The sequence below is a fragment of the Henriciella sp. genome, from assembly GCF_049649345.1.
GTDB lineage: Bacteria > Pseudomonadota > Alphaproteobacteria > Caulobacterales > Hyphomonadaceae > Henriciella.
The window spans coordinates 1-2,126 of the sequence record NZ_JBARZC010000004.1 but is presented as its reverse complement, the minus strand read 5'-3'; the positions used below and the strand labels follow the sequence as shown (position 1 = coordinate 2,126).

General features: G+C 62.1%; 2 protein-coding genes. Both read right to left on the bottom strand.

The features are described from left to right. On the bottom strand, window positions 1–1,130 hold a 1,130-nt coding region (locus WA989_RS00060; RefSeq protein ID WP_424338489.1), incomplete at its 3' end, for a SulP family inorganic anion transporter. Window positions 1,131–1,244: 114 nt separating this feature from the next. Next, on the bottom strand, window positions 1,245–2,054 hold the full coding sequence (locus WA989_RS00055) for an SDR family oxidoreductase (RefSeq protein WP_424338488.1): 810 nt from the start codon (window positions 2,052–2,054) through the stop codon (window positions 1,245–1,247). Window positions 2,055–2,126: the final 72 nt, after the last annotated feature.

Sequence of the window (2,126 nt, the reverse complement as noted above, 5' to 3'; positions counted from 1 at the left end):
CGAAGACTGTTCCAGGCAAACGTGCCGATTACGACCATGAACATCACGCCGACCAGAGCGGCGAGCGGTATGAGTTCGATGATACCCGAGCCGACAAGGATGAAGGCGAGCAGGCAGAGCGCTGCCGAGATGCCTGACAGGCGCGTGCGCCCGCCCGATTTCACGTTGATCATGGACTGGCCGATCATCGCGCAGCCGCCCATGCCGCCGAAGAAGCCGGTGACAAGATTGGCCGCGCCCTGGGCGACACATTCCTGGCTCGCCCCGCCGCGCTTATTGGTCATCTCGCCTACGAGGTTCAGCGTTAGCAGGCTCTCGATCAGGCCGATGGCGGCAAGGATCACTGCATAAGGCAGGATGATTTCCAGCGTCTCCAGATTAAGCGGCACCATCGGGACGTGGAAGGCTGGCAGCCCGCCCTGGATCGAGGCAAGGTCGCCAACGCGCGGCACATCAAGGCCGAAGCCGATAACGAGGGCGGCGACAATACCGATGCCTGCGAGAGGGGCAGGGACGATCTTGGTAAGCTTCGGCATGCCCCAGATGATCGCCATTGTAAGGGCTGTCAGGGCAAGCATCAGGACAAGCGGCCAGCCGGTCATCCATTCGCCGCCCGCCATGCCATGACCGGCCGCCTCTGCTGTGCCGGGGACCTGGAACTGGCTGAGCTGGGCAAGGAAGATCACGATGGCGAGGCCGTTGACGAAGCCGAGCATCACCGGGTGCGGCACGAGCCGGATGAATTTGCCGAGCTTGAAGATACCCGCAGCCAACTGGAGGAGGCCCATCAGGACCACGGCCGCGAACAGATATTCCACCCCGTGCTGGGCCACCAGCGCCACCATGACGACAGCGAGTGCGCCTGTCGCGCCTGAAATCATGCCGGGCCGCCCGCCAATGCAGGCCGTAATCAGGCCGACAATAAAAGCGGCGTAAAGCCCGACCAGCGGGTGAACGCCGGCGACAAAGGCAAAGGCGACCGCTTCCGGCACCAGGGCCAGCGCGACCGTCAGGCCGGATAGCAGTTCGGTCTTGATCCGGCCGGGGGTAAATTTGGCAAGGTTCGCTTGCGAAAAATTTTGCGCGCCAAGGCGGTCTGCGAAAGCAGCGAAGGAGGATTTGCTCGTCACGGGATCGCTCAGTCTTCTGGAAGGAACAGGATGTGTGCGCCCGCTATGACGGTCTTGATGCTGCGGCGCAACACGACGACCGCCAAAAAAGCTGAACTTTACCCCGCCGGCCCGCTAGCTCGAGGCAACGATGCCGCCATCGCATGGGATGGTGTGGCCGGAGATATAGGCGCCCGCCCGCGAGGACAGGAACATGGCGAGGCCTGCAATATCCTGAGGGGTGCCGACCCGGCCGGACGGGTTGCGGTCTGCCACAGAATCCCAGTCGACGCCTTCGGTCTTGCCGCCAAAGCCGACGCCGGTCGAGAGCATCCAGGTCGGGAAAGGGCCGGGCGCGATCCCGTTGACGAGGATATGTTCGCCGACATGCTGGGACGCCATGAAGCGCGTGAGGTGAATGACGGCGGCCTTGGATGTGCCATAGGCGTAGCCGCTGAAGGGCGAGGTGTGCAGGCCGTCAATCGAGGCGATGTTGATCACCCGGGCCGGATCATCAGCGCTGGCGGACTTGCGCAGCAGCGGTATGAGCTTCTGGAAGAGGAAGAAGATGCCTTTGACATTCACGTCCATCACCTTGTCCCAGCCATGCTCGGGGAACTCTTCAAGTGTCGCGCCCCAGGCAACGCCGGCATTGTTGATCAGCACGTCGACCTTGTCTTCGCGCTTGGCGATCTCGTCAGCGAGATGCTGGATGCCGACCATCTGGCCGACGTCTGACGGGATGGCATAGATCTCGCCGCCATACTGGTCCTTGAGACGCTCGACCGTCTCTTCGCAGGCAGTTTCCTTGCGGGAGGAAATGATGACCTTGGCGCCATTGGCGAGGTAGCCGGCGGCCAGCATCTCACCAATGCCGCGCGAGCCGCCGGTGATGACCACGGTCTTGCCTTTGACCGAAAAGAGATTGCTGAAATCATTGCTCATGGCGTGTCCTCCTATTCTTCACTAGTGAAGCTTTTGGCGGAGGGCGGCGCCGATAGCAAGCCGAAGCTATTT

Excerpts from the sequence above, each read along its gene's own strand:
- WA989_RS00055 (WP_424338488.1), bottom strand. The coding sequence starts at position 2,054 with ATGAGCAATGATTTCAGCAATCTCTTTTCGGTCAAAGGCAAGACCGTG.